Source organism: Thalassotalea litorea (genome assembly GCF_005843925.1).
Taxonomy (GTDB): domain Bacteria; phylum Pseudomonadota; class Gammaproteobacteria; order Enterobacterales; family Alteromonadaceae; genus Thalassotalea_A; species Thalassotalea_A litorea_A.
On the sequence record NZ_VCBC01000011.1, the window covers coordinates 160,823 to 185,585 of the forward strand.

The 24,763-nt window shown below is 44.0% G+C and carries 20 protein-coding genes; 16 read left to right on the forward strand and 4 right to left on the reverse strand.

Translation table 11 applies throughout. The features are described from left to right. The first annotated feature begins 230 nt into the window (after positions 1-230). The 13 genes from FE810_RS12185 to FE810_RS12245 all read left to right on the forward strand — a co-directional run bounded on the left by FE810_RS12185 (position 231) and on the right by FE810_RS12245 (position 14,660). Positions 231-725, forward strand: a complete 495-nt coding sequence (locus FE810_RS12185; RefSeq protein WP_171022349.1) for a Na+/H+ antiporter subunit E — start codon at positions 231-233, stop codon at positions 723-725. Continuing rightward, positions 725-1,015 (forward strand): MrpF/PhaF family protein, encoded by a 291-nt coding sequence (locus FE810_RS12190; protein WP_138320335.1) that lies wholly within the window; start codon positions 725-727, stop codon positions 1,013-1,015. Before FE810_RS12185 ends, FE810_RS12190 begins: the two co-directional genes overlap by 1 nt. Continuing rightward, positions 1,012-1,338, forward strand: a complete 327-nt coding sequence (gene mnhG / locus FE810_RS12195; RefSeq protein ID WP_138320336.1) for a monovalent cation/H(+) antiporter subunit G — start codon at positions 1,012-1,014, stop codon at positions 1,336-1,338. Before FE810_RS12190 ends, mnhG begins: the two co-directional genes overlap by 4 nt. Next, positions 1,338-2,315, forward strand: coding sequence for a DUF4040 domain-containing protein (locus FE810_RS12200; protein WP_138320337.1), 978 nt, complete (start codon positions 1,338-1,340; stop codon positions 2,313-2,315). Before mnhG ends, FE810_RS12200 begins: the two co-directional genes overlap by 1 nt. After that, positions 2,312-2,668, forward strand: a complete 357-nt coding sequence (locus FE810_RS12205) for a cation:proton antiporter subunit C (protein ID WP_138320338.1) — start codon at positions 2,312-2,314, stop codon at positions 2,666-2,668. The genes FE810_RS12200 and FE810_RS12205 overlap by 4 nt, the downstream gene beginning before the upstream one ends. Then, a complete protein-coding gene (locus FE810_RS12210; protein WP_138320339.1) occupies positions 2,668-4,209 on the forward strand; it encodes a monovalent cation/H+ antiporter subunit D family protein in 1,542 nt (513 codons plus the stop codon). The genes FE810_RS12205 and FE810_RS12210 overlap by 1 nt, the downstream gene beginning before the upstream one ends. Beyond that, positions 4,206-5,720 (forward strand): proton-conducting transporter transmembrane domain-containing protein, encoded by a 1,515-nt coding sequence (locus FE810_RS12215; RefSeq protein ID WP_138320340.1) that lies wholly within the window; start codon positions 4,206-4,208, stop codon positions 5,718-5,720. Before FE810_RS12210 ends, FE810_RS12215 begins: the two co-directional genes overlap by 4 nt. Then, on the forward strand, positions 5,721-5,975 hold the full coding sequence (locus FE810_RS12220; RefSeq protein WP_138320341.1) for a hypothetical protein: 255 nt from the start codon (positions 5,721-5,723) through the stop codon (positions 5,973-5,975). Continuing rightward, complete coding sequence (locus tag FE810_RS12225) at positions 5,965-7,701, forward strand: Na(+)/H(+) antiporter subunit D (RefSeq protein WP_138320342.1); 1,737 nt, start codon at positions 5,965-5,967, stop codon at positions 7,699-7,701. The genes FE810_RS12220 and FE810_RS12225 overlap by 11 nt, the downstream gene beginning before the upstream one ends. Before the next feature lie 114 nt (positions 7,702-7,815). Beyond that, positions 7,816-9,825 carry a hypothetical protein gene (locus FE810_RS12230; RefSeq protein ID WP_138320343.1) on the forward strand — a complete coding sequence of 670 codons (2,010 nt, stop codon included), beginning with the start codon at positions 7,816-7,818 and terminating at the stop codon, positions 9,823-9,825. A 559-nt stretch (positions 9,826-10,384) separates the two neighbouring features. Next, complete coding sequence (locus tag FE810_RS12235) at positions 10,385-12,193, forward strand: assimilatory sulfite reductase (NADPH) flavoprotein subunit (RefSeq protein ID WP_138320344.1); 1,809 nt, start codon at positions 10,385-10,387, stop codon at positions 12,191-12,193. After that, positions 12,193-13,914, forward strand: coding sequence for an assimilatory sulfite reductase (NADPH) hemoprotein subunit (cysI, locus tag FE810_RS12240; protein WP_138320345.1), 1,722 nt, complete (start codon positions 12,193-12,195; stop codon positions 13,912-13,914). The genes FE810_RS12235 and cysI overlap by 1 nt, the downstream gene beginning before the upstream one ends. A 5-nt stretch (positions 13,915-13,919) precedes the next feature. Beyond that, positions 13,920-14,660: a phosphoadenylyl-sulfate reductase gene (locus FE810_RS12245; protein WP_246037045.1), complete on the forward strand. Its 741-nt coding sequence runs from the start codon at positions 13,920-13,922 to the stop codon at positions 14,658-14,660. Between the two features lie 104 nt (positions 14,661-14,764). On the opposite strand, the gene FE810_RS12250 is transcribed toward FE810_RS12245, so the two are convergent. From FE810_RS12250 to FE810_RS12260, 3 genes are all read right to left on the reverse strand, one after another. Then, complete coding sequence (locus tag FE810_RS12250; RefSeq protein ID WP_138320347.1) at positions 14,765-15,202, reverse strand: hypothetical protein; 438 nt, start codon at positions 15,200-15,202, stop codon at positions 14,765-14,767. Positions 15,203-15,243: 41 nt separating this feature from the next. Beyond that, positions 15,244-16,425, reverse strand: a complete 1,182-nt coding sequence (locus FE810_RS12255) for a tetratricopeptide repeat protein (RefSeq protein WP_138320348.1) — start codon at positions 16,423-16,425, stop codon at positions 15,244-15,246. Positions 16,426-16,633: 208 nt separating this feature from the next. Next, on the reverse strand, positions 16,634-18,628 hold the full coding sequence (locus FE810_RS12260) for a sodium-translocating pyrophosphatase (protein ID WP_138320349.1): 1,995 nt from the start codon (positions 18,626-18,628) through the stop codon (positions 16,634-16,636). A 376-nt stretch (positions 18,629-19,004) separates the two neighbouring features. Between FE810_RS12260 and ppa the strand changes: the two genes are divergently transcribed. The 3 genes from ppa (at position 19,005) to fadA (ending at position 23,275) form a co-directional block, all read left to right on the forward strand. Further along, positions 19,005-19,553, forward strand: coding sequence for an inorganic diphosphatase (gene ppa, locus FE810_RS12265; RefSeq protein ID WP_138320350.1), 549 nt, complete (start codon positions 19,005-19,007; stop codon positions 19,551-19,553). A 373-nt stretch (positions 19,554-19,926) separates the two neighbouring features. Then, positions 19,927-22,095, forward strand: coding sequence for a fatty acid oxidation complex subunit alpha FadB (fadB, locus tag FE810_RS12270; protein WP_138320351.1), 2,169 nt, complete (start codon positions 19,927-19,929; stop codon positions 22,093-22,095). 16 nt (positions 22,096-22,111) lie between these two features. Next, entirely contained in the window at positions 22,112-23,275 is a 1,164-nt protein-coding gene (gene fadA / locus FE810_RS12275; RefSeq protein ID WP_138320366.1) for an acetyl-CoA C-acyltransferase FadA, read from the forward strand. Between the two features lie 118 nt (positions 23,276-23,393). Here the strand turns inward: fadA and FE810_RS12280 are convergent, their stop codons facing one another. Further along, the gene (locus tag FE810_RS12280) at positions 23,394-24,143 is read right to left on the reverse strand and encodes a hypothetical protein (RefSeq protein ID WP_138320352.1); all 750 of its coding nucleotides are present in this window, start codon (positions 24,141-24,143) and stop codon (positions 23,394-23,396) included. Positions 24,144-24,763: the final 620 nt, after the last annotated feature.

Below are 24,763 nucleotides of genomic sequence, written 5' to 3' on the forward strand. Positions count from 1 at the left end.
TAGTTTAATTGAGTAGAATGCAAAAAAGAATTAGAAAACCTTGTTAACAGTTTGGTTAATGAAGTCAGGCGATAACGCTCCGCTTATGCGAGTGAATCAATCTGCTGTAAGATAATGTCACGCATCCTTACTTCCAAATAATATAAATACGATTCAGTAAAAACATTACTAATGGATAAAAAATGATTTTGCTACCTTGGTAGGTTGTCAAAATGTATTCAAAGTCACTTATGGATAGAAAAACAATAATTTACTTAACAACCTGGACACTTATACTCGCAATATTCTGGCTATTGCTGTCAGGATATTTTAAGCCTCTGTTACTGGGATTTGGCCTGGTATCCGTTGCCTTGGTGGTGCTGTTAATCTGGCGAATGGATAAAACAGATAAAGAGCCGCAACAGCTGTCTTTCAGTCTTCGTTTTTTCCGTTATATCGTCTGGCTTATCGGCCAGGTGGTGTTATCTAGTCTGGAAGTTACAAAGCTAGTCTGGGGTAGCTCTAAAAAACTGTCTCCTGCCACGGCTAAATTACCTGTCACTGACATTCCGGAACATTCCCGAGTGCTCTATGCTAACTCGATCACTATGACTCCAGGTACGCTGAGCGTTGATATTGACGATGATTATGTAACGGTTCATGCGCTTGATGAAAAATCCATCAAGTCGCTACAACAAGGTGAAATGGCGAGCAAGATTGCAAAGGCAACAGGAGAGAAAAACTGATGTTAGCGCTGGCAGCAACTTCGGTTGCAATACTTTCGGTAATGGCACTGGCATTGGCCAGAGCTTTGAAAGCTGATACCGTTTACGATCGCATTCTGGGTGTGAATATGGTCGGTACCAAAACCGCTTTGTTTATCGCCATAATGGGTTTTCTTAATGGGCGTCCCGATTTCCTCGATATTGCCATTGTTTATGCGCTAATTAATTTTATCGGCATGATAGCTGTACTGCGTTTTTTCGAATATACAGCATCAGAACCGGATGAGGACACACAGGAGAAGTCCAAATGATATTGGAAGTTATCAGCACAATCTTGTTGATATTAGGCGCTTTTTTTAGTCTCACAGGTGCTATTGGCTTATTCAGATTTCCAGATTTTTTTACTCGGGTACATGCCGCTAGTGTTACCGACTCGATTGCGACCATTTTAATCATTACGGGTTTGATTCTACGTACTGATTTTGATTTGGTAGCCGTTAAGCTTCTGTTTATTTTGATTTTCCTGTTGTTAACCAGTCCTACCGCATCACATGCCTTGGCTAAATCTGCCAGACACGGTGGGCTGTTAACCTTGGCAGAAATCCGCGAGAGTAAAAAAGGGGACAATGACTAATGGTTGAGTTAATAGACCTGGTCTTGCTCGGCATGCTGGCAATAACGGCTTTGCGGGTTATCTTCTTAAAAGATCTGTTCGCGGTAGTTATGCTGTTTGGTTTGTACAGTTTTCTTTCGGCTCTGATTTTCGTAAACCTTGATGCCGTTGATGTGGCATTTACTGAAGCCGCCGTTGGTGCCGGGATATCGACCGTTCTTATGCTTGGCACATTGGCGTTAACCGGTCGAAAAGAAAAAGCCAATAACCATACCGCATTGCTACCACTGTTGGTGGTTATCATAACGGGTGCAGCATTAATATACGGCACCTTGGATATGCCACCTTTTGGTCATCCCGATAACCCTGCTCATCAACACGTGGCACCTCGCTACATCGAAGAGTCTCCTAAAGAAATCGGTTTACCGAATATGGTGACCTCCGTTTTGGCCAGTTACCGAGCGTTTGATACCTTAGGTGAAACCGCTGTGGTCTTTGCTGCGGCAATTGGGGTGCTGAGCCTGTTAGGGATGCCAAAGCCGGGTGGTGTGGCCATTGATTCTGGTTTAAAGTCGCACCTTGTATTGAGAGTGGTCGCTAAGTTAGTGATCCCGATGACGATATTGTTCGCGTTATACGTACAATTTCATGGTGACTATGGCCCCGGCGGGGGCTTCCAGGCCGGGGTTATTGCGGCTGCCGCCGTTATTCTTTATGCCCTGGTGTTTGGTTTACCGCTGGCCACCCATGTTGTTCGACCCAATTTCCTGAAGGTTCTGGCCGCATTGGGTGTACTAATTTACGCCGGGACTGGCGTGACAAGTTTCTTCCTAGGCGGTAATTTCCTCGATTACAACGTTCTGGCCAGCGATCCGGTTGTGGGCCAGCATATCGGCATTATTGTTATCGAATTCGGTATCGGTATAACGGTTTTCGCAGCCATGCTCGGTATTTTTTATGGATTCGCTGCGCAAGCAGAAAGGACGAACATTCAATGAGTTTTATAGTGGATTATTACAACTACTGGATAGTTGTATTTTTAATGATGGCAGGATTTTACATTGTTATCTCTGCAAATAACCTGGTGAAGAAAATTGTTGGGCTAAACATTTTTCAGACGTCCGTGTTTATGATGTATATCTCAATTGGTAAAGTACAGGGCGGCAGCGCACCAATCGTTGCTGATGGTATAACCAGTTATTCAAACCCGTTACCCCATGTGCTTATTCTTACTGCCATCGTCGTTGGCGTCGCTACCACGGCCGTTGGTCTTGCGTTAGTGGTAAGAATAAAACGCGCCTACGGTACCGTTGAAGAAAATGAATTTGAAGACAAGGACGCGCTAATCTGATGTTTGAACAGCACTTTCCTGTTTTACCCATAGTGCTGCCGTTGATTGCGGCACCTTTGTGTATGCTTTTAGGCCGAAGTCAGCTTGCCTGGTTACTGGCAACCATTGTCAGTGGTATTAGTTTTTGTATTGCCGTTTCGTTATTGATGGTGACATTAGATCAGGGCGTTTTGAGTTATGCCTTAGGTGGCTGGGAGCCGCCCTGGGGCATTGAAATGCGCCTCGATGTTGCCAACGCTTTGATTTTAAGTGTTGTTACCGGTATTTCAACGCTGGTTCTTGTGTATGCAAAAGACAGCATTGCGACAGAAATCCCTCAAAGCCAACACACCTTGTTTTATACCGCGCATCTATTGTGCCTTACCGGGTTATCTGGGATCTTAACAACCGGTGATGCTTTTAATCTGTTCGTATTTTTGGAGATCTCTTCACTCGCCACTTATACTCTGGTGAGTTTAGCATCTGACAGAAGAGCGCTGACTGCGGCATTCCGATACTTGGTAATGGGAACCATTGGTGCCACATTCATACTCATTGGTGTCGGCATGATGTATATGAAAACCGGTACATTGAATATGCTGGATTTGGCCGCTCGAATCGGAGAATTCGAATACAATCGCACCCTGAATACCGGCCTTGCCTTTATTCTTGTCGGTGTGAGTATCAAGCTAGCCTTATTCCCTCTGCATATGTGGTTACCGCCGGCGTATACTCACGCACCATCGGCAGTAAGTGCGTTTTTAGCGAGTACCGCGACCAAAGTTGCGGTATACGTCATGATTCGCTTTATCTTTACCATCTATGGCGCTGAATACGTTTTCTATTCCATGGGGATGGATGTTATTCTCCTCGTTCTGGCGATTGTCGCTATCTTCAACTGTTCTTTTGTCGCCACAGTGCAAAGCAATGTTAAAACCATGCTCGCCTACAGTAGTGTGGCCCAGATTGGCTACATGATCCTCGGTATTAGCTTGGTTACGACAGCTGGCCTGATGGCCGGTTTACTGCATATCTTTAATCACGCATTAATGAAAGGCGCACTGTTTATGGCAGTTGGCGCGGTATTTATGCGAACCGGCTCGGCCGATATTAAGGCGTTTAGAGGTCTCGGTAAAACAATGCCATGGACCATGGCTGCGTTCACCATAGCGGGTTTAAGTATTATTGGCGTGCCACTTACCGCTGGCTTTGTCAGTAAGTGGTATTTAGTGACGGCTGCGCTAGAGCAGCAACATTGGATGATTGCATTTTTAGTGCTGATTGGCTCATTACTTGCGATTGTCTATATTGGCCGAATTCTTGAAGCGGCATATTTTAAAGATCCTGTACAGAGCGCTTCTGACAAAACCATAAAAGAAGCACCATTAATGATGCTAGTGCCGATGTGGATCCTGGCTGTCGCTAATATCTACTTTGGTATTGATACCTCACTTAGCGTTACCGCTGCCGATGCCGCAGCTAACTGGTTGTTTGAACCTAGTGCTCAAGCAGTTTTTCAATCGGCTTCTCAGTCGGCTTCTGAATTGGGAGCCGCGCGATGAATATCTGGTCTGCTCTGGAACCTTCTTTACTGATAAACCTTACGATCATTGTCCCGCTGATTGGCGCTGTACTTGTTGTATTAACCGGTAAATACCCAAATCTTCGTGAGACTGTGTCGATTGCAACCGCCATTACTCTGTTTACCTTAGTATTAGGTATTACTGATAACACCTTTAATCAGATAACGATGGCGACAACCTGGGTGAGCTTATTGTCCGGGTTGGAAATTGCATTTTCCGTCGAACCTTTAGGTGTGTTGTTTGCGTTAGTCGCCAGCTTTTTGTGGATCATTACCACCATATACGCCATTGGTTATATGCGTGGTCATAATGAACAAAACCAGACCCGATTTTATGTCTGCTTCGCTCTGGCAATCAGTACGGTTATGGCAATTTGTTTTTCCGCTAACCTATTAACCTTATTTATCTTTTACGAATTACTGACGCTGTCGACGTACCCTCTGGTTACCCATGCCGGTACTGATGATGCCAAACGTGGCGGGCGAGTTTATCTGGGTATTTTACTGGGTACCTCCATCGCATTTTTATTGTTTGCCATTTTAGGTACCTGGGTTAGCGCCGGTACACTTGATTTTACCCCTGGCGGTATTTTCACCGACGTACAGTCAGATGGCCTGATTGCGCTACTGCTTGTGCTATTTTGTTACGGCATTGGTAAAGCGGCATTGATGCCTTTTCACCGTTGGTTGCCTGCGGCGATGGTTGCACCTACTCCGGTAAGTGCGTTATTGCACGCGGTTGCCGTGGTAAAAGCCGGAGTATTTACCATTCTAAAAGTGGTTATTTATATCTTTGGTATCGAAAACCTAAGTCAGATAATGACCACCGATTTGATGCTTTATATCGCTGCGGCAACGGTTCTACTTTCATCATGTGTTGCCATGACCAAGGACAACTTAAAAGCGCGGTTAGCCTATTCTACGGTTAGTCAGCTGAGCTATATTGTTGTTGGTGCCTTACTGGCATCTTCCATTGCAGCGGCAGGTGCTGCCCTGCACATCGTTACCCATGCGGTCGGCAAAATCACCTTATTCTTTTGTGCCGGCGCCATCATGGTGGCCTCTCACAAAAAGAACATTAGTGAAATGGTAGGTCTGGGCAGAAAAATGCCGTTAACTATGGTCGCTTTTGCGATTGGCACGCTTAGCATCATCGGTTTACCGCCGATGGCCGGAACCTGGAGTAAATGGTATTTGGTTGCAGGCGCATTAGAGGCAGATAAGTTAATTATTGTGGTGGTGTTAACCATAAGTACGCTGTTAAATATTGTTTACCTTTTACCTATCCCGATAAAAGCGTTCTTAACCCCGCCGGATGAAAATCAACAGCCATGGAGCAGAGCTGAAACGATAAAAACGCCATTACCTAGCCTGATTGCTATCGGCATAACATCAACTGCTTGCGTGGCACTGTTCTTCTATCCACAGCCGATTATTGATTTGATTAATTTGATACCTGACGTGTCTACCGAGTTTAGAGGACAGTCATAGATGAGTGACGAGCATAACAAACCGGGCTTTTTCGAGAAGCCAGAAAATATCAGCATGATACTTAAAGTGTTCTATGTAATTTGTGTGTTGTTGGTGGTCGCCGATTTTATCGTCCATCGCCACATTTATCATGACTGGGAAAATATTCCGGCGTTTTACGCCATATATGGTTTTGTAGGCTGTGTAATTTTGGTATTGATTGCCAAAGTGATGCGAAAAATCCTGATGCGGGAGGAAACCTACTATGATAAGTAGCCTGCTAGAGTTATTGCCACAGTTACCGCCATTTCTACCACTGTTAATCGGCTCACTCGCAGCGATATTTTTGCGTGGTCATCTGCGTAGCGTCATCATGTTATTGGCGCCTGTTTGGGGCGCATTACAACTCGCAGCAATAGATCCCGGGGTTTACTGGACTTTTCAACTACTGGGACTTGAACTCGAGCCAGTAAGAGTTGATAAACTCAGCCTGATGTTTGGCTACCTGTTCCATTTAGCCGCGTTTATCGCCGTAGTGTATGCCCTGCATTTAAAAGATACCATGCAGCATGTTGCGGGCTTAAGTTATGCGGCCAGTGCTGTCGGCGCTGTATTTGCCGGTGATTTAATTACCCTGTTTATCTTTTGGGAATTGTTAGCATTAACCTCAGTATTTTTGATCTGGGCCCGCCGCACTGATCGTGCCTATGGTGCCGGAATGCGCTATATCGTGATGAAAGTGCTTTCGGGGGTTTTACTACTGACCGGCGCGGTAATTTTTATTACCCAAACCGGTAGTGTCCGGTTTGAAGAAATCGGTCTTGAACATGATGGCATCTTAAAGCTGGGTTCCTGGTTAATATTTATTGCATTTGGGATCAAATGTGCGTTCCCGTTTTTCCATAACTGGCTAACCGATGCCTATCCGGAATCGACTCCTACCGGAGCAATCTTCCTGGCATCTTTTACCACTAAAGTTGCCGTCTATTCACTTGCCCGAGGCTTTCCCGGAACCGAACTACTCGTTTGGATTGGGGTAACTATGGCCTGTTTCCCAATTTTCTACGCGGTAATCGAAAACGATTTGCGTCGGGTATTGGCATACAGCATGATTAACCAAGTCGGCTTTATGGTCGTTGGTGTTGGTATCGGTACCTCATTAGCCCTAAACGGTGCCGTTGCCCACGCCTTTAACGATGTCATCTTTAAAGGCTTGTTGATGATGAGCATGGGAGCGGTGCTGCACATGACGGGGCGCATTAACGGTTCGGAGCTTGGCGGGCTGTATAAAAGCATGCCGAAAACCACGATACTCTGTATTGTTGGCGCCGCATCGATATCGGCGTTCCCACTGTTTAGTGGCTTTGTATCGAAATCGATGATCATGAGCGCTGCGGTTGCCGAGGGTTATGACTATGTCTGGTTGGCGTTATTATTCGCAGCAGCCGGTGTATTCCACCATGCAGGTATTAAAATTCCATATTTTGCCTTCTTCGCCCATGATTCTGGTATTCGTACTACGGAGCCGCCAAAGAACATGTTAGCGGCGATGACGATTGCCGCGACGCTATGTATCATCATAGGTACCTTCCCGGCACAAACCGTTTATGCGTTACTGCCATGGGAAGTTGATTACCAACCTTATGACATAACCCATGTGCTAACCCAATTGCAATTGCTATTCTTCTCCGCACTTGCCTTTGCCTGGTTAAATTTAAGGAATATGTATCCGCCAGAGCTGCCTTCGACCAACCTCGATACCGACTGGTTTTATCGCAAACTAACGCCTGGGTTTGTAGTGCCCATTTACTATTCCGTCATGCAAATGATGAATAAGCTGGAAAGACTGGCAAATATAGGCATCCGACGATTAATCAGAATGTCTTACGATGACGATAAAAACCAGCCCAAAGGTTACTTTGCCAAACTCTGGCCGATTGAAACCATGGTGCTCTGGGTCGCTTTCCTGTTGGCGGGGATTTTGATTCTTTATTACGTGTAGTGATGTATGGAAGGCGACAAACTATCGTTTTGTTGCACTTTCATTGATGCAAGGCGCGTATTAACTAAAAAATTTAGTGAACTTCTAACTTTAATAATAATAAAGGAAATTAGGATGATGTTTTATATCCAGTCCAAATCACACAGGATTCTCTTGAGTTTTTTGTTGACTCTATTTGTTGCCGGATGTGGCGGTTCGGAAGGTAGCTCTTCAAAGGAGGGCGGGGACGCCGGTTTATCGATCGCACAGGATTCCGTGAGTATTTATGAGTACGAAGGAAGCCAAGCCTATCCAACAGCTGATATATCGGTACGAATCTCTAATAAAGTAAGGGATGAGATTGCAAAAGGTAAGAACGCTTATTTTGTTATTGAACAAACCAGAAACATTATCATTGATATCTCCGCTGAAATTGTTAACTCCAATAATGGAACCATTACCTTAGAGGCTTTGCAGCCCATTCTGTATTTCCCATTAGGAGAATACAAATCTACTCTGACAATATATGGCTGTTTTGATGCCAATTGTAATCAGGTGTTTGGCGAAGACTCTTTAGAGCTAACTTACCATATTGTTAAGCAACCGTCGGTACCTGACCGAGATGTAGAGTTGGCGGATCGCCATCAAATTGAAGCCCACTCGATTGAAATTGATTACAAAGGCCTGGATATTTCCTCCGATTCAATTTCATTCCTTACCTCTTATGAAGGTGACGAATCCGATTGGTTACACATGGATTATGCCATTGATGGTGACAAGCTGAATGTTAACTTTGCAACTTCAGTCGCCTCTTGCGGAATACATAGTGCTCGAGTAAAGGTTACCCAGGACAGCTCTGTAGGATTAGATAAAGCTTACTACTTCGATGTAAATTATGAAGCAGGAGGAGATGGAGAATTTTACAACCTCTTCCCTAAGGTGCATCACGTCGGCAAACCGATTCAAGCAAGCCTGATAGGCTGTGGATTGCAAAATCAAACCGTAGCTAGCCTAAATGAGAAATTTTCAAATCTGGATGTCACGGCAATTCGTCACTTATCTCCTTATAGAATCGAATTAGTTGCTAACCCAATAATGGAATCGGGTTCTTTAGAAGTGGTACAAAACTCTAAAGTAGAGTCAGCACCAATTGAAATATTGATTAAAGAACAAATAACCAATGAAGCAGCATCAACAGATTTCCTTGTACTTGGTGATTCCGGATTCAATGGGACTTCTGGCATATACGATGCTTTTCGGGACATTTTGTACTGGCAGGTAAATGGTAGTTGGCACGCAATTAAGCATAATAGCGGTAAATGGGAGCCTCTAGCTATCGATATCGATGCAAGTGTCGATCGTGTATTGGTCAGTAATGATGGTAATTATCTGTTTTTAATCCAAGATGCTACTAATGATTCCTTAACCATGGTCAATGCTAATAATTACGATTTTATCAAAGAAATCGATTTACCTGGTCATGTCGGTCAGCAGGTATATCAAGACAGTAACGGCAAACTTGTTTCTGTTAACCATTATCAAGACTATTTGGTTAGCACAGATATTGAAACTGAAGAAACTACGTGGAACACTCTTGAAGCAAATTATTCAAGTGCGCTTTTAAGCCGAGATAAAACAGTATTCGTGATCGCTCACTCCGGTGGTCTTCCACTGTCGACATACAATCTCCTGACACAAGAGCATAAAACGTATGAGGGAATGACCGATACCAGTGCAGGAAAGAAAGTTAATCTAACCGGTGAAAGAACATTGCTTTTAGCTTCTGCAGATGGCTCTGCTCAAAACCGGGTATTGAATGTGTTTGATTCGGAATTTAATTCTGCTTTGTCGTTACCTACAATTACTGAAGATGGGAAAACGATAGAAACTATAGAATTTAACAAAGCGGGAGATTTGGCTTACGCCTTGTATTGCACAGGCAATGGTAGACAATACTCTTGTTTGATACGGGAGTACGAGGTAGGTGATTTACTACAAAGCCCTGAAGCTGTTTCATACAGAGCTGTGGGAAGCTTCGATATCGAGACAATAAACATGCCTACTTCTCGCATTAAAATGATTTTATCCGCGGACGAAAATACCTTGTTCGTATCTTCGAAAAACATGTACATTTTTCAGCTTTAACGACAGATGTTTTTAAAAAAGGAGTTTGATGCCATTTGCATCAAACTCCTTTTTTTATTGCATCGGGATAATTAACACAATTGTCAAAATTTCAGGTTTCGGGAATTTCAGGAATTTTATACCGTTGCATTAACTAAGATTCCTATTTTTGAAATCAACTAATTTCTCGGAAAAAGAAGGAATATTTGTGAAAATTCTCAACTTTTTCAGGAATTCTTAGCACCAAAATCTTGGTGTTTTTGACGGGCTTGCTACTTACCTTTAACGGGGTAACTGTTAATTTGCACTTAGTGTGTTTCACTATTTCGGTGGATATACGAGTATGGTCAAAGCTTCTTTAATTTTTGCATGACTATGTAAAATACGTCATTCGAAGCGAAAAATCCCTAAAACCTCGTAGTATTCCTGAAACCCGCTGGTTTTAACACAATTCAAAATCATCCTGATAAACTCTTGTATGCTTTTTTGGAATAAAAAATGGTTATCTATTCTTTTAAGTTTTACTGAGCAATGTTTATCCTTTAGCCATTATTCTTCCGTCTCTATTTATGGACAAAGCATGTTGGTTAAAGCAAACAATGATAACGCTGCCAGCTTGAGCGCCGATCAGCTCAAGCAGTTACAGCAGGTTATCCATCAATATTCGCCGTTGCAACTGGCGTGGGCCAGTGGTTACCTGGCTGCCAAAAGTGAAGGCGAGGGGGGCGCTGCGCTTCCAGCTGCCGCTGCTCAAGCTCAGTCGAGTCTTACTATTTTATTTGGCTCGCAAACCGGTAACGCCAAAGGTGTTGCAGAAAAGGTATTGCAAAACGCCGAGTCGATGGGGATTGCCGCCACACTGGTTAACATGGGCGATTACAAGCCAAAAAATATCAAGAATGAAACCCATTTATTGATCATCACCAGTACCAATGGTGAGGGTGAGCCACCGGATGATGCCATGGCTTTACATGACTTCTTATCTTCCAAACGAGCGCCTAAGCTCGAAAGCTTGCAGTATTCTGTACTGGCACTTGGCGATTCAAGCTATGAATTTTATTGTCAGACAGGTAAAGACTTTGACCAGTATCTGGAAAAGCTAGGCGCTAGTCGATTATCTGAACGTGTTGATTGTGATGTAGATTATCAATCTGACTCTGATGTCTGGCAAACCGCTCAGCTTGAAAAAGTAAAAGAGCTATTTGCCGCCAATACCGCTCAGGTTGTGCAACTTCCGGTTGCCGGTAATGAAGCAGCAAGCTCAATACACGCTAGCCCTTATACCAAGGAAAGCCCATACACTGCGGTGATCCTGGAAAACCAGAAAATCACCGGCCGCGATTCCAACAAAGTGGTACAACACTTGGAAATTGATTTGGCTGATAGCGGTATTCAATATCAACCGGGTGATGCCCTTGGGATCTGGCCAAAAAATTCAGCGACTGCAGTTGCAAAAATTTTAGAGATTTTGGGATTGAATGGCAGTGAACTCGTCAATATTGATGGCGCAGAACTTGATTTGACTCAGGCTCTGGTGAGTAAACGAGAGATTGGTGCGTTAGCAAAAGCCACTTTAATTCGTTGGCAGCAGATATCTGACAGCGAAGCGCTTGCAGATATTCTTGCCGATGGTGAGCAAACCCGAAAGCTGATAAACCAAATACAGTTTGTCGATATCATTCAACAATACCCGGGACAACTATCGGCTCAGGAATTGATTGATTTGCTACCGGCATTAACGCCTCGTTTGTATTCAATTGCATCCTCGCAGCAGGAAGTGGATGAAGAAGTGCACTTAACCGTGGGACTGATGCAATTTGACATCGACGGCGAGTTACGTGCGGGTACCGCTTCTTCATATTTGATTGAGCAATTGCAGGCGGATGATGAAATTGACGTGTTTATTGAACACAACAATAACTTTCGTTTACCCGAAAATGACAGCACCGATGTCATTATGATTGGTCCGGGTACCGGTGTCGCACCGTTTCGAGCCTTCGTGCAGGAGCGCAGTGCGCGCGATGCCGATGGTAAAAGCTGGTTATTCTTCGGTGATCAAACCTTTACTCAGGACTTTCTTTATCAAACCGAATGGCAGGCTTATTTGAAATCCGGTGAGCTGAGTCGTCTAGATGTCGCTTTTTCACGTGATCAGCAACAAAAAGTCTACGTTCAGCACAAGCTAAAGCAAAATGCACAAGCAGTGTATCAGTGGCTTGAGCAGGGCGCTCATTTATATATTTGTGGTGATATGTCACGTATGGCGAAAGATGTTCACCAGGCATTGGTTGAGATCATTGCCGAACAAGGTAGTAAAAGCGAACAGCAAGCAGAAGACTATTTGAAACAAATGCGAATTGAAAAACGCTATCAAAAGGACGTTTATTAATGAAAGGCAATATTCCAGAAGACGTTATTGTCCAGGGTACTTTGGCTGAAAACGAACGGATAAAAACCGAGAGTAATCATCTGCGCGGTACCATAGCCAACGATCTAACCGATGAAATCACCGGTGGCTTTACGTCCGATAACTTTCAGTTAATACGCTTTCACGGCATGTATCAGCAGGATGACCGAGATTTTCGAGCGGAACGTGCCAAGCAAAAACTGGAACCATTACATAATGTGATGTTGCGTGCCCGTATGCCCGGTGGGGTCATTAGCCCAGCGCAATGGCTTGCCATTGATACCTTCGCCGATGATCACACCAGTTATGGCAGCATTCGTTTAACTACTCGTCAGACGTTCCAGTTTCACGGGGTGTTAAAGCCAAAAATTAAGTTAATGCACCAAACGTTAAATAAAATTGGAATCGACTCGATCGCAACGGCAGGTGATGTCAATCGCAACGTGCTTTGCACCTCGAATCCAGTGGAATCTAAGCTGCATCAGGAAGCTTATGATTGGGCCATTAAGATTAGCGAGCACTTACTTCCTAAAACCAAAGCGTATGCGGAAATCTGGTTGGATGGCGAAAAAGTTGAACAGACGAATGATGATGTTGAGCCGATTTTAGGCAAAACCTATCTGCCTCGTAAGTTTAAAACCACGGTTGTGATCCCGCCGCAAAATGATGTGGATGTGCACGCTAACGACCTGAACTTTGTTGCTATTGGCGATGGTGACAAGCTTATCGGTTTTAACGTTCTTGTCGGTGGTGGGCTGGCGATGACATTTGGTGATGAATCCACCTATCCGCGTCGTGCCGATGATTTCGGTTTTATTCCGCTAGAGAAAACGCTGGACGTAGCTGCCGCGGTTGTAACCACACAGCGTGATTGGGGAAATCGCGTTAACCGTAAAAACGCGAAAACCAAATACACTCTTGATCGTGTAGGTAGTGATCGTTTCAAAGAAGAAGTGGAAAACCGTGCTGGTATTAAATTCGCGGCATCAGAACCTTATCAATTTACCGAACGCGGCGATCGCATTGGTTGGGTTGAAGGTGTCGATAATAAGCATCATTTAACGTTATTTATTGAAAACGGTCGCATCAAAGATACCGAACAGGCACCACTGAAAACCGGCGTGCGTAAGATAGCCGAAATTCACCAAGGTGATTTTCGTATGACGGCCAATCAAAATTTGATTGTTGCTGGTGTTGATGAAGCAGATAAAGCCCGCATTGAAGACATCGCCGTAACTCACGGCTTAATGGATGCAACGGTTAGTAATCAGCGTAAAAATTCTATGGCTTGTGTGGCGTTTCCAACCTGCCCGCTGGCGATGGCAGAAGCTGAACGCTTTTTACCCGGATATGTGACGCAAATTGAAGGTTTGTTAGCGAAACATGGGATTGCAGATGAACATATCATCTTTCGCGTAACAGGGTGCCCCAATGGTTGTGGTCGCGCCATGCTCGCAGAAATTGGCTTAGTGGGTCGCGGCCCAGACAAATACAATCTGTACCTGGGCGGCAACATTGCCGGAACCCGAGTGCCGAAACTGTACAAAGATAATATCAGTTCCAGCCAGATATTGACTGACATTGATGAGTTGATAGGGTTGTGGGTTGAAAAACGTAATGATGAAGAAGGCTTTGGTGACTTTGTCATTCGAGAAGGGATCGTAGACGAAGTGAAAGTCAGTGCGACTGACTTTTATGGGTAATGATTATGACAAATCTCGCGGTAAATAACCGCTTTCCAGCTTCCTTGCCGGATTCATTGTTGTTGCAATGGAATCAGCAACTCGAACAAAAATCGGCTGTTGAGAGAGTTGCGTGGGCATTAGAAAACCTGCCCACCCACTTTGCCTTAACTTCAAGCTTTGGTATTCAGTCTGCAGTCATGTTGCATATGATGACGCAGATTCAACCCAATATTCCGGTGATCTTGACCGACACTGGCTATTTGTTTGAAGAGACTTATCGCTTTATTGATGATCTCACTCGACGTTTTAACTTAAATCTTCATGTCGTTCGTGCAGATATCTCCCCAGCCTGGCAACGTGCTCGCTATGGTGAGCAATGGCAGCAGGATGAAGTCGCTCTCAAAGACTATAACCAGCGCAATAAAATCGAACCTCTAGAACGTGGGCTTGAACAATTGAATGTAAATACCTGGTTTTCCGGGGTGCGTCGCAGTCAAACCGATCATCGCAAGAGTCTATCTGTATTGCAGGTGATCCGTGGGCGTTTTAAAGTGCACCCAATTATTGATTGGAGTAATAAACAAGTTCACGAATATCTTACCGCCAATAATCTGCCTTACCACCCTTTATGGGAGCAAGGGTATGTCTCGGTTGGCGATAAGCATTCGAGCTTGCCTTTATCTGCACAAATGGAAGAGCAGGATACTCGCTTTAATGGCATGCAACGCGAATGTGGATTGCATACCGATGGGGATGGGATTTAACCAGCTAAATGTGCTTAGGTATAAAACTAGAGCAGCTAAAGCAAAACTTTGCAGACGCTGCTCTGGTAGTAAACTTTTAACGTGTTACTTGATTGCGTGTTTGGTTACTTTATTTGCCTCACCTCGAAACCCTGATTAGCCAAATAGCCTACAATTTCTTCCGTGTTGCTTTCCCATAAATCTCCTGGATCTACGATATGAACACTACCATCTGCACTATATGCTTTCCAAACGATTAAGGTTTTACCTTTACCATCTTCGCTGCCACTGATTTCAATGTACTGTGTTTGCGTCAGGTTGATGTGTTTTTGAGTTTGATGAAACCAAAAGCCAGTACTTTGAACGATTTGCCTGCTCGATACTTTAACCGTGTCCAAAAACAGCATCGGACCGAACAACACCAGAAAACCAAAGCCGGCCAAGGAAACATAAATGCCGGTGCTCTTACCATCTCTATAACGAGTATATACGCCTGCTAGTATGACCGCGATGGCAATGAATACAGGAATTAATGATATTAATATTGGAAATTTAAATGTCATTTTTAGTCTTTGTCAGTAGATAAATTCCCCGCTACTGCAAATTAATCCTCGTGAATATGAGCCCAGTTTGCGAAAGCCTGAGAAGCGACAAATATAGAAAAACTTGGGTCAGCAGCGAATTCTTCTTTGCTGAAGTAATAGCCAAAATTGTTTACGAGCAGGTCAAAAATATTGGTCGCATTTTCAAACTGTTCCAGTTCAATATAGCCTTGTGCTAGCGTGAAATATGGATCTTCGAAATCAGGCTCCATTGCAATGGCGTTTTTTGCGTGTTGCTCAAGGCTCAGATAATCACCATTGCCCCAGTACACATTCGCTTTGAGTAATTCAAGCATCGCATCCTTACCAAATCTCGATTCAAGTGTATCAATAGAAGCCAAAACCTTATCCCAGTCCCCTTGATAGTAGTAGTAATCGACTAGCATAAATGCCGCGGAAGGATCGCTGCTGTGATGTTCTGCTAATACCGATAACATACCCTTGTATTTGGCTTCATCTCCGGAATGATTCGCCGCTGCCATAGCGTAGGTAATGATGATGCGAGAGTACTTCACTGGATCGGGCAGCGACTCATACGCAGTCAGTACGTCTTTGAATCGTTTATCGCGAAATGCCTGAAACATTGTTGTCATTTGACTCGACAGGTCTTTGTCTATTGTTTTAATGTCTAACAGCTTTTTCAAGATCCCAGGATTAGGATCCATCATCAATTTTGACATGGCGCCAATAGTCTCGCTGACCAGCTGACCAGTAGTCAGTTGATACCAGTCGAATATCTGATACTCGTTGTTCAGACTTTTAACTCGATATTCAACATAGTCAAAGCCAGAATCTCCCAAATCAAATCGAACAACAATTCTTTTCTGGCCATCACGCTCGACAATGCCACGAAACTTTGTTTTACCCTCAGCGTACTCAAGATTTGCTACAACTCTTTCACAAATTTGTGCCGAGCTTTTATTAAAACCTCTGGCATAATCGGATTGCTCGGATTTTTTGTCAAAAATATCTTTCGCCGCTCGCATGGCTAAGTCGTTGAAATCTATTTGGCGACAAAAAGCTTCGGCATCACGCTCATTAAGCACATTTACGATCAACGCACCGAATTCTTCAAGCTTCTGTGCACGATTTTCTTTTGCCGACAAAGGCGCTGATAGCGCCCCAGTAACCAGTAAAATAGTAGATAGGAGTTTAAAAACCTTTGTGTAAATGGAGCGCTTCATATGTTGTTAATACTCTGAATTATTATTTTTAATGCAAGCTCGCCGCTTCTTAAACCCGGGCGATGTAACTAAACAGATTCTCAAATTTGCGCTCAACTTGCAAACGACATTGTAGGCTCTTGCAGGGCGCGCATAGCGCTTGATGCCATCCAGTCATAAAAAAGGGAGCATTATCGCTCCCTTTTTCGGTTATTTTGTATGGCTTGCGCTATAAAACTGGTGCAATTACCAGCGATACAATTGCCATAACATTAATCAAAATATTCATCGATGGACCTGAGGTATCTTTAAACGGGTCACCGACGGTATCACCAACCACGGTCGCCGCATGGGTTTCAGAACCTTTGCCACCTAAGTTACCTTTTTCCACATATTTTTTCGCGTTGTCCCAGGCACCACCCGCATTTGCCATCATCAAGGCCATTAATACACAACCGAGTAATGCGCCACCTAGTGTGCCACCCAGGGCTTGTGGGCTTAGGCCAAAACCAACAATAACCGGCACGCCAACGGCAATGACACCTGGCAGGATCATTTTCTTTAATGCGGCAGTAGTGGCAATATCTACGCATCGGGCAGTATCGGGTTCCGCTTTGCCTTCTAATAAACCATCAATTTCACGAAATTGGCGGCGGATCTCATGAATCATCGTAAAGGCGGCATCACCAACTGCAGTCATAGTGATTGATGCGATAAAGAACGGCACCATACCACCGATAAACAGACCAATCAGTACTTGTGGGTCGCCAAGGTGAAGGTTGAAATCTTCGATTTTCGCTCCCATGGTTTCAACGTAAGCGGCAATAATTGCCAACGCGGCGAGTGCTGCTGCACCGATGGCGAAACCTTTACCGATTGCCGCAGTGGTATTCCCTAATTCATCTAAAGAATCGGTAATCTCGCGGGTCTTTTCGCCAAGTCCAGCCATTTCTGCAATACCACCCGCGTTATCTGCGACAGGTCCGTAGGCGTCAATGGCCATAGTAATGCCCACGGTTGCTAACATTCCAACGGCTGCTATACCAACCCCATACAATCCTGCTAAATGGGTCGAGGTAAAAATAATGGCGCAAATCGTTAATATTGGCACTACCACGGACTCCATACCCACCGACAATCCAGTGATCATGACGGTTGCGGGTCCTGTTTCTCCGGCACGTGCAATCTTTCTCACCGGTGAACTTGATGTGTAAAACTCGGTAACCAGACCGATCACGATACCACCAATCGCACCTACTAAAACGGCACCCCAAATCGCTGAATTAATACCAAACCAGTCGATAAGGAAATAGGAAGCAACAATGAAGATAACTGCGGCAGAGATTGTCCCGGCTCGTAAGGCCAATTCCGCTTTACTTCCGGACATTACTTTAACGATTAAAATACCGAGAATAGAGCAGACTAAACCAAGGGAAGCGAGCATTAATGGCAATGCCATAAGGGCATTACGATCACCGAGTAAGTCGACAGCCATGGTCGAGGCAATCGCAATCGATGCGATCATCGAACCGCAATAGGATTCAAAAATATCAGAGCCCATGCCCGCAACATCACCAACATTATCCCCGACATTATCGGCAATAACGCCTGGATTTCTCGGATCATCTTCTGGAATTCCAGCTTCAATTTTACCGACTAAATCGGCACCAACATCCGCACTTTTCGTAAAGATACCACCACCGACACGGGAAAATAATGCGACGGTTGATGCACCCATGCCAAAACCATGAATGTAATGTGTGGTTTCAGGGTCGCCACCGAAATACCAATAAAGCGTGCCCAGACCGATTAAACCGAGAGATGCAACGCAAAGTCCCATTACGGAACCGCCAAAAAATGCTACCGTTAGTGCCGGGCCTGCACCTTGTTCGTGCGCGGCATTGGTGGTTCGGACATTGGCTTTGGTTGCCGTAAACATACCAATATATCCAGCCAAAGCAGATGAAATAGCGCCGACAAAAAAGGCCAGAGCCGTATTCGGGCTGACGAAAAAGTATAGAAGTACGATAAGTACTAATGAAAATATGGCGAGCATCTTGTACTCTCGATGCATGAAAACCATCGCGCCAATATGAATTTGACTGGCGATTTTCTCTAATTTAGCACTTCCAGGCTTATAAGACTTGATAATGGTATAGAGAATAAACGCAAAGATCAGGCCGACTAGGCCCAGGACAGGTGGTAGATAAAGTAGATTATCCATAGAATCCCCATTGTTCTTGTTATCACAGGTTTTGTGAATACTTGTTCTTATTTTCGATCTCTGTTGAGTTACCGATAAGACAACATGGACATACGGTGGAACCCCGATAGTAAACAGCTAACCCTGGATATTTATCCAGAAACTGGGTAATACTGATACTGCGAACCCCGATTTTAACTACCTAGACCGCGCACGGTTAATTGTTACATTACTCCTAGTTCAGCAAAAAGTGTAGTCAATGTTAGGTTTTCTTGAGTGATTTGAGCCAAATACTGTGAAAATATTGTTTGTTTTGTCAGCGAATATCTCGAATTTATATTTTATCTGGGTATAATAATGCCCTTTTGAAAATCTAGCCTAACTAGTAGGAAGAGCCATGAGCCTTAACAAAGTACCTGCAGGTAATAATTTACCTGATGAAATTAATGTAATCATTGAAATTCCGGCTCACGCCGATCCGGTAAAATATGAAGTTGATAAAGATTCGGGTGCTATTTTCGTAGACCGTTTTATGTCAACTTGTATGCACTACCCAACGAACTACGGCTATGTGCCTCATACTCTATCGTTAGATGGTGACCCGGTAGACGTTTTAGTCCCGACGCCATTCCCTCTAATGCCAGGTGCGGTAATTCGTTGTCGCCCAATTGGTGTTTTGAATATGAGCGACGAATCTGGTGAAGATGCGAAAGTATTGGCAGTACCGGTTGATAAGTTATCCACTATCTATCGTGGCATTAACGAAGCGACTGAAATGTCAGAATTATTGCTGAACCAAATTGCTCACTTCTTTGAGCATTATAAAGATCTTGAACCAAACAAATGGGTGAAGATTGAAGGTTGGGCCAACGCTCAAGCGGCGAAAGAAGAAATTTTATCGAGTGTTAAGCGTTACGAAGACACGGAAGACAAACCGGCTTTCTAAAAGTGCGGTCACTTCCAAACTTAAAAGCACCTTCGGGTGCTTTTTTTGTTTTTGGCTATGGATATTTCAATGATTTGAATGAGTTAAATTAGTTTCTTACCGATCCATAGACTTGCTCTTCAATCAATTTCTGCTTTAATGACTAGGTTAAACGCGTACTTTAAACGCTTGTTTAAAAAAACTTGCTTTGCTTTGCAGGACAAGGCACACTCAGACAACTAAAATAAATACCAATCCGCCTGTTAAATTACCATTCATCGAAATTACTGAATGGGTCAGGCAACCCGCCCAGACAAACGAATGTCAATTGGAGCGTGGTATTTCTTTCTCGTTACAACAAGACAATCCTCATATTCAAAGAAGGAGTTTCGGCATGTTATATCAAGGCGACAGCCTAACTGCCCAGTTACTCGACGATGGTATCGTAGAGTTGCAATTCAATGCCAAAGGTTCAGTCAATGTTCTTAATCTGGCAACATTACAAGAATACAAAAGTGCCATAGAAGCGATCGCGGCGAACAGCGAAGCTAAAGGTGTTGTCGTGACATCGGCAAAATCTGCTTTCATCGCGGGTGCGGACATAACTGAATTTACAGAAATGTTTAAAACCCCAGATGATGAAATCGCTGGTGTATTTAAAAGCAGTAGCGATATATTTGACCAGTTTGAAGACTTACAGATCCCGACTATCGCAGCCATTACTGGTTTTGCGTTAGGTGGCGGCTGTGAAACCGCGCTGGTTTGTGATTATCGTATTGCCGATACCACTGCAAGAATCGGTCTGCCAGAAGTAAAGCTGGGTTTAATGCCGGGTTTTGGTGGCACTGTGCGCTTACCGAGAATTATCGGTGTTGATAATGCTTTGGAATGGATGACAACCGGTAAGCCCTATAAAGCGGATGAAGCCCTGTCTTTCAATGCAATTGACGCTGTCGCGGCACCAGACAATCTTCGTGATTCTGCAATTAAAATGTTAAAGCAGGCGATCTCGGGAACGTTGGACTGGCAAGCGAAACGCCAGGAAAAACTCGAGCCAGTAAAACTTTCTGAAATTGAACATGTGATGAGCTTTAACACCGCCAAAGGTATGGTTGTCGCAAAAGCAGGTAAGCATTACCCGGCACCAATGGCTGTTGTTAAGCTGTTGGAAAAATCGGTATTGCTGAACAGAACAGAAGCCATGCTAATGGAAAACCAGGCATTTGGCATGCTGGCCAAAACCGATGCGGCTGCGGCTCAAGTGGGTTTGTTCCTATCGGATCAGGTCGTTAAGGGTAAAGCCAAAAAGGCTGCAAAATCCATTGATAAAAAAATTGAGCGTGCGGCGGTATTAGGTGCGGGCATTATGGGCGGTGGTATCGCATACCAATCGGCTTATAAAGGCACACCGATCGTGATGAAAGACATTAATAACAAAGCGCTCGATTTAGGATTAAGCACCGCTGCTGATATTTTAGGCAAGCAGGTTGAGCGTGGTCGCTTGAACGCTAAGAAAATGGCGTCTGTACTTAATAATATTACCCCGAGTCTTAATTACGACAGCATTAAAGATACTGATATCGTCGTTGAAGCGGTCGTTGAAAACCCAAATGTGAAAGCGTCTGTATTAAAAGAGGTGGAAGGGTTCGTTTCTGACCGCGCAATTATCGCATCGAACACATCAACTATTTCCATTGATTTACTTGCCGAGAGCGTGAATCGACCGGAACGTTTCTGCGGGATGCACTTTTTTAATCCCGTACACAAAATGCCATTAGTGGAAGTTATCCGCGGTAAAGATACCAGTGACGAAACCATCGCGAGTGTTGTCGCTTATGCGGCGAGCATGGGTAAGTCACCGATCGTTGTTAATGATTGCCCAGGCTTTTATATCAACCGCGTGCTGTTTCCTTATCTGGCCGGTTTTAGTCAATTGGTGTTAGAAGGGGCAGATATCGCAACCGTCGACAAAGTGATGGAAAAAGACTTTGGTTGGCCGATGGGACCTGCCTACTTGCTTGATGTTGTTGGTCTGGATACTGCAAATCATTGTACCCATGTAATGGCCGATGGTTTCCCAACTCGTATGGCTCAAATTGATAATGACCCAATTTCTTTATTGGTGAATGACAGCCGTTATGGCCAGAAAAATGGTGTTGGCTTCTATGAGTATTCAAAGGACAAGCGCGGTCGTCCGCAAAAGACCTTAAGTCAGGATAGCCTAAAACTCTTGAATGCTGTAACTAAGCAAGGCGCTGAGTTTAGCAAAGATGAGATAATTGCTCGATTAATGATCCCTATGGTGAATGAAACCATTCGTTGTCTGGAAGAAGGGATAGTTGCCAGTGCTGCTGAAGCCGATATGGGGATGATTTATGGTCTCGGATTCCCACCTTTTAGAGGTGGTCCAATTCGTTATCTGGAAACGATCGGCTTGCAACAGTTTATCGCGATGGCGGATAGCTATGCGCATTTGGGTGAATACTATCAAGTCACTGATGGATTGCGTGATATGGCGGCATCAGGTAAGTCTTACTTCTCGACTGATGTAAAGAAAGGTTAAGGGAGCACAAATTATGATGAATGAAGTAGTAATAGTTGATTGCGTACGTTCGCCTATGGGGCGCTCCAAGGGTGGAGTCTTTAGAAACGTTCGTGCTGAAGAGTTATCAGCACAATTAATGCGTGCTCTTTTATTGCGCAACCCAGCGTTAGATCCAGCGGATATCGAAGATGTCATCTGGGGGTGTGTTAAGCAAACCAAAGAGCAGGGCTTTAATATTGCTCGAAATGCCGCGTTAATGGCAGGTATTCCAAAACACGTAGCGGCAGTTACCATAAACCGCCTTTGTGGCTCATCAATGCAAGCGTTACATGATGCATCGACTAGTATTATGGCCGGTATTGGTGATGTCTATCTGATTGGAGGTGTTGAGCATATGGGGCATGTTCCTATGATGTATGACATCGACTTTGCACCCGCGATGGCCAAATACATGGCTAAAGCCTCAGGTAATATGGGGCTTACGGCAGAATTGCTAGGCCGTCAGCATGGAATTAGTCGAGCAATGCAGGATGAGTTTGCGGCTCGATCTCACCAACGTGCACATGCAGCGCATTTGGAAGGTCGCTGGGCCAATGAGATTGTGGCAATTGCCGGACATGATCAACAAGGCGCACTAACCATGGTTGACCATGATGAAGTTGTTCGCCCAGAATGTACGGTAGAAAGCTTATCTGGCTTACGTCCGGTTTTTGACCCTGTCAATGGGACGGTTACGGCTGGTACATCTTCTGCAATATCAGATGGTGCCAGTGCGATGTTGGTAATGTCAGCAGAAAAAGCAAAACAATTAGGTTTAACCCCTCGCGTTAAAATTCGTGGTATGGGTGTTGCCGGTTGCGATCCTGCTACTATGGGCTTTGGTCCGGTACCCGCAACGAAAAAAGCGTTAAAGCGTGCTGGCCTTTCAATAGCGGATATCGAATTGGCTGAATTTAATGAAGCATTTTCGGCTCAGGCGTTATCCTGTATTAAGTCGTTAGGTATGCTTGATCAGATAGATGACAAAATTAACCTCAATGGTGGCGCCATCGCATTAGGTCATCCGTTGGGTTGTTCCGGCTCAAGAATTTCTGGAACCTTGATTAACTTAATGGAATCGAAAGATGCAAGTCTTGGTTTGGCAACCATGTGTATTGGTTTAGGGCAGGGTATCGCTACCGTCTTTGAACGTGTGTAAAGCTTATAATTTATAGATAGGGCACTGAACTGCACAAACAACAAAGCCAGCGTTATGCTGGCTTTTCTATGTGTTAAGCGGAATGGATTTTAAGACCCAGTAAATTACCGGTCGTCAATTAGCGATTATTTTGTGCCCAGGCATCTTGTTTAGCGCCGCCGGCGATTGCCGCTTTTACGGCAGCTTCCTGACTTAACCCTGCCTGTACGGCTTTATCTACCACTAATCTAGCATCGACTTTTTCCGATGAAGATATCGCGATCTCGACAACTTCCTCAGAGTTTTCCGGAAAATTTGAAAATGCATTATTCAAAAGTGACATAAACATATCCGGAAGCTCTTCAAAAGCCATGGTCATGATCAATTCAAATGCATCAGGATTTTCTTTTGCGGCACTATTAATAATGCTATCCGCCATAATGGGTTTAGTGGTGATCGCCACGCGCACTATTTGGTCGAGTTCATTTGGTCGCAATTGGGTCGCAGTCTTTACAATATCACTCGCATAACCAGGCTCGGCATCAATGGCGGTTGCGATAATCTCGTTACATGCAGCAACTTCATAGGCAAGCGCCATCGAAACAACATCGTCGCTTGAATGTGGGTTAGCAGATAACGCTCCGCGAATTATCTGTTTATAATGCTGCGGATAATTTTTAAAACTGTAATCGAGTATGAAGGCTTCGTGGTGGGGGTAATGTTTAATCAAGCTACTAACACTGCGTTTCATCGAGTTAGTACTAGACAACTGAGCCTCAAATAGGTTCTGTAGTAATTGCTCTTGCTTGCTGGCTTCGATAGCGAAGCTTGCAGAGGTAAGCGCTAGGTTACTGCATATGAGTAAAACTAAGCAAAATAGGCGTTTCATAGATATATGTTCTTTTAGGTCAATACTTCATACTATGCCCCTCCTATCTAACTACAAGGACAATTAATAATCAACATAAAATCCCTTTTGTTTAATTATCGTCCAGTTCTGCAAATAAATGAAATTTTTTGAAAAAAAGAGTTGACGGGAAACTCAAAATCTCTAAAATGCGCATCCACTTCCACGGGACATCCCAACGAAGTGTTTTGATACGATAACCACACGGGTTTAACCCGGTTATCACAACCGAAACTGAGAAATAATCGAAAACAACTTTTTCGAATTAATTATCAAAAAGCGGTTGACATCAAAACCGGATAGCGTAGAATGCGCATCCTGCTTCGGGCAAGGCCTGCAGCGAATTGAAGACTAAGCGAATGTGATTTAGTTTTCGCTCCCATAACAAGGAGCCGTCGAATGAATATTCTTCCATGAATCAATTCGACGTAAGTACATCTGTGTACAGATCTTTAACAATTAGTTATCAAGCAATTTGTGTGGGCACTCACGTTAAGATTGATTTTACCATTAGCTCGTAAGAGCAAATAGAAAAGTCTTAATGATTTGTGACACATGAGTCTTTATTAATTTATTTAATAATACGTTTATATGTCAGTTAC

What these genes read in the sequence shown, in the direction of transcription:
- FE810_RS12185 (WP_171022349.1), top strand. Translation starts at nt 231, where the DNA reads ATGGATAGAAAAACAATAATTTACTTAACAACCTGGACACTTATACTC.
- FE810_RS12190 (WP_138320335.1), top strand. Translation starts at nt 725, where the DNA reads ATGTTAGCGCTGGCAGCAACTTCGGTTGCAATACTTTCGGTAATGGCA.
- mnhG (WP_138320336.1), top strand. Translation starts at nt 1,012, where the DNA reads ATGATATTGGAAGTTATCAGCACAATCTTGTTGATATTAGGCGCTTTT.
- FE810_RS12200 (WP_138320337.1), top strand. Translation starts at nt 1,338, where the DNA reads ATGGTTGAGTTAATAGACCTGGTCTTGCTCGGCATGCTGGCAATAACG.
- FE810_RS12205 (WP_138320338.1), top strand. Translation starts at nt 2,312, where the DNA reads ATGAGTTTTATAGTGGATTATTACAACTACTGGATAGTTGTATTTTTA.
- FE810_RS12210 (WP_138320339.1), top strand. Translation starts at nt 2,668, where the DNA reads ATGTTTGAACAGCACTTTCCTGTTTTACCCATAGTGCTGCCGTTGATT.
- FE810_RS12215 (WP_138320340.1), top strand. Translation starts at nt 4,206, where the DNA reads ATGAATATCTGGTCTGCTCTGGAACCTTCTTTACTGATAAACCTTACG.
- FE810_RS12220 (WP_138320341.1), top strand. Translation starts at nt 5,721, where the DNA reads ATGAGTGACGAGCATAACAAACCGGGCTTTTTCGAGAAGCCAGAAAAT.
- FE810_RS12225 (WP_138320342.1), top strand. Translation starts at nt 5,965, where the DNA reads ATGATAAGTAGCCTGCTAGAGTTATTGCCACAGTTACCGCCATTTCTA.
- FE810_RS12230 (WP_138320343.1), top strand. Translation starts at nt 7,816, where the DNA reads ATGATGTTTTATATCCAGTCCAAATCACACAGGATTCTCTTGAGTTTT.
- FE810_RS12235 (WP_138320344.1), top strand. Translation starts at nt 10,385, where the DNA reads ATGTTGGTTAAAGCAAACAATGATAACGCTGCCAGCTTGAGCGCCGAT.
- cysI (WP_138320345.1), top strand. Translation starts at nt 12,193, where the DNA reads ATGAAAGGCAATATTCCAGAAGACGTTATTGTCCAGGGTACTTTGGCT.
- FE810_RS12245 (WP_246037045.1), top strand. Translation starts at nt 13,920, where the DNA reads ATGACAAATCTCGCGGTAAATAACCGCTTTCCAGCTTCCTTGCCGGAT.
- FE810_RS12250 (WP_138320347.1), bottom strand. Translation starts at nt 15,202, where the DNA reads ATGACATTTAAATTTCCAATATTAATATCATTAATTCCTGTATTCATT.
- FE810_RS12255 (WP_138320348.1), bottom strand. Translation starts at nt 16,425, where the DNA reads ATGAAGCGCTCCATTTACACAAAGGTTTTTAAACTCCTATCTACTATT.
- FE810_RS12260 (WP_138320349.1), bottom strand. Translation starts at nt 18,628, where the DNA reads ATGGATAATCTACTTTATCTACCACCTGTCCTGGGCCTAGTCGGCCTG.
- ppa (WP_138320350.1), top strand. Translation starts at nt 19,005, where the DNA reads ATGAGCCTTAACAAAGTACCTGCAGGTAATAATTTACCTGATGAAATT.
- fadB (WP_138320351.1), top strand. Translation starts at nt 19,927, where the DNA reads ATGTTATATCAAGGCGACAGCCTAACTGCCCAGTTACTCGACGATGGT.
- fadA (WP_138320366.1), top strand. Translation starts at nt 22,112, where the DNA reads ATGAATGAAGTAGTAATAGTTGATTGCGTACGTTCGCCTATGGGGCGC.
- FE810_RS12280 (WP_138320352.1), bottom strand. Translation starts at nt 24,143, where the DNA reads ATGAAACGCCTATTTTGCTTAGTTTTACTCATATGCAGTAACCTAGCG.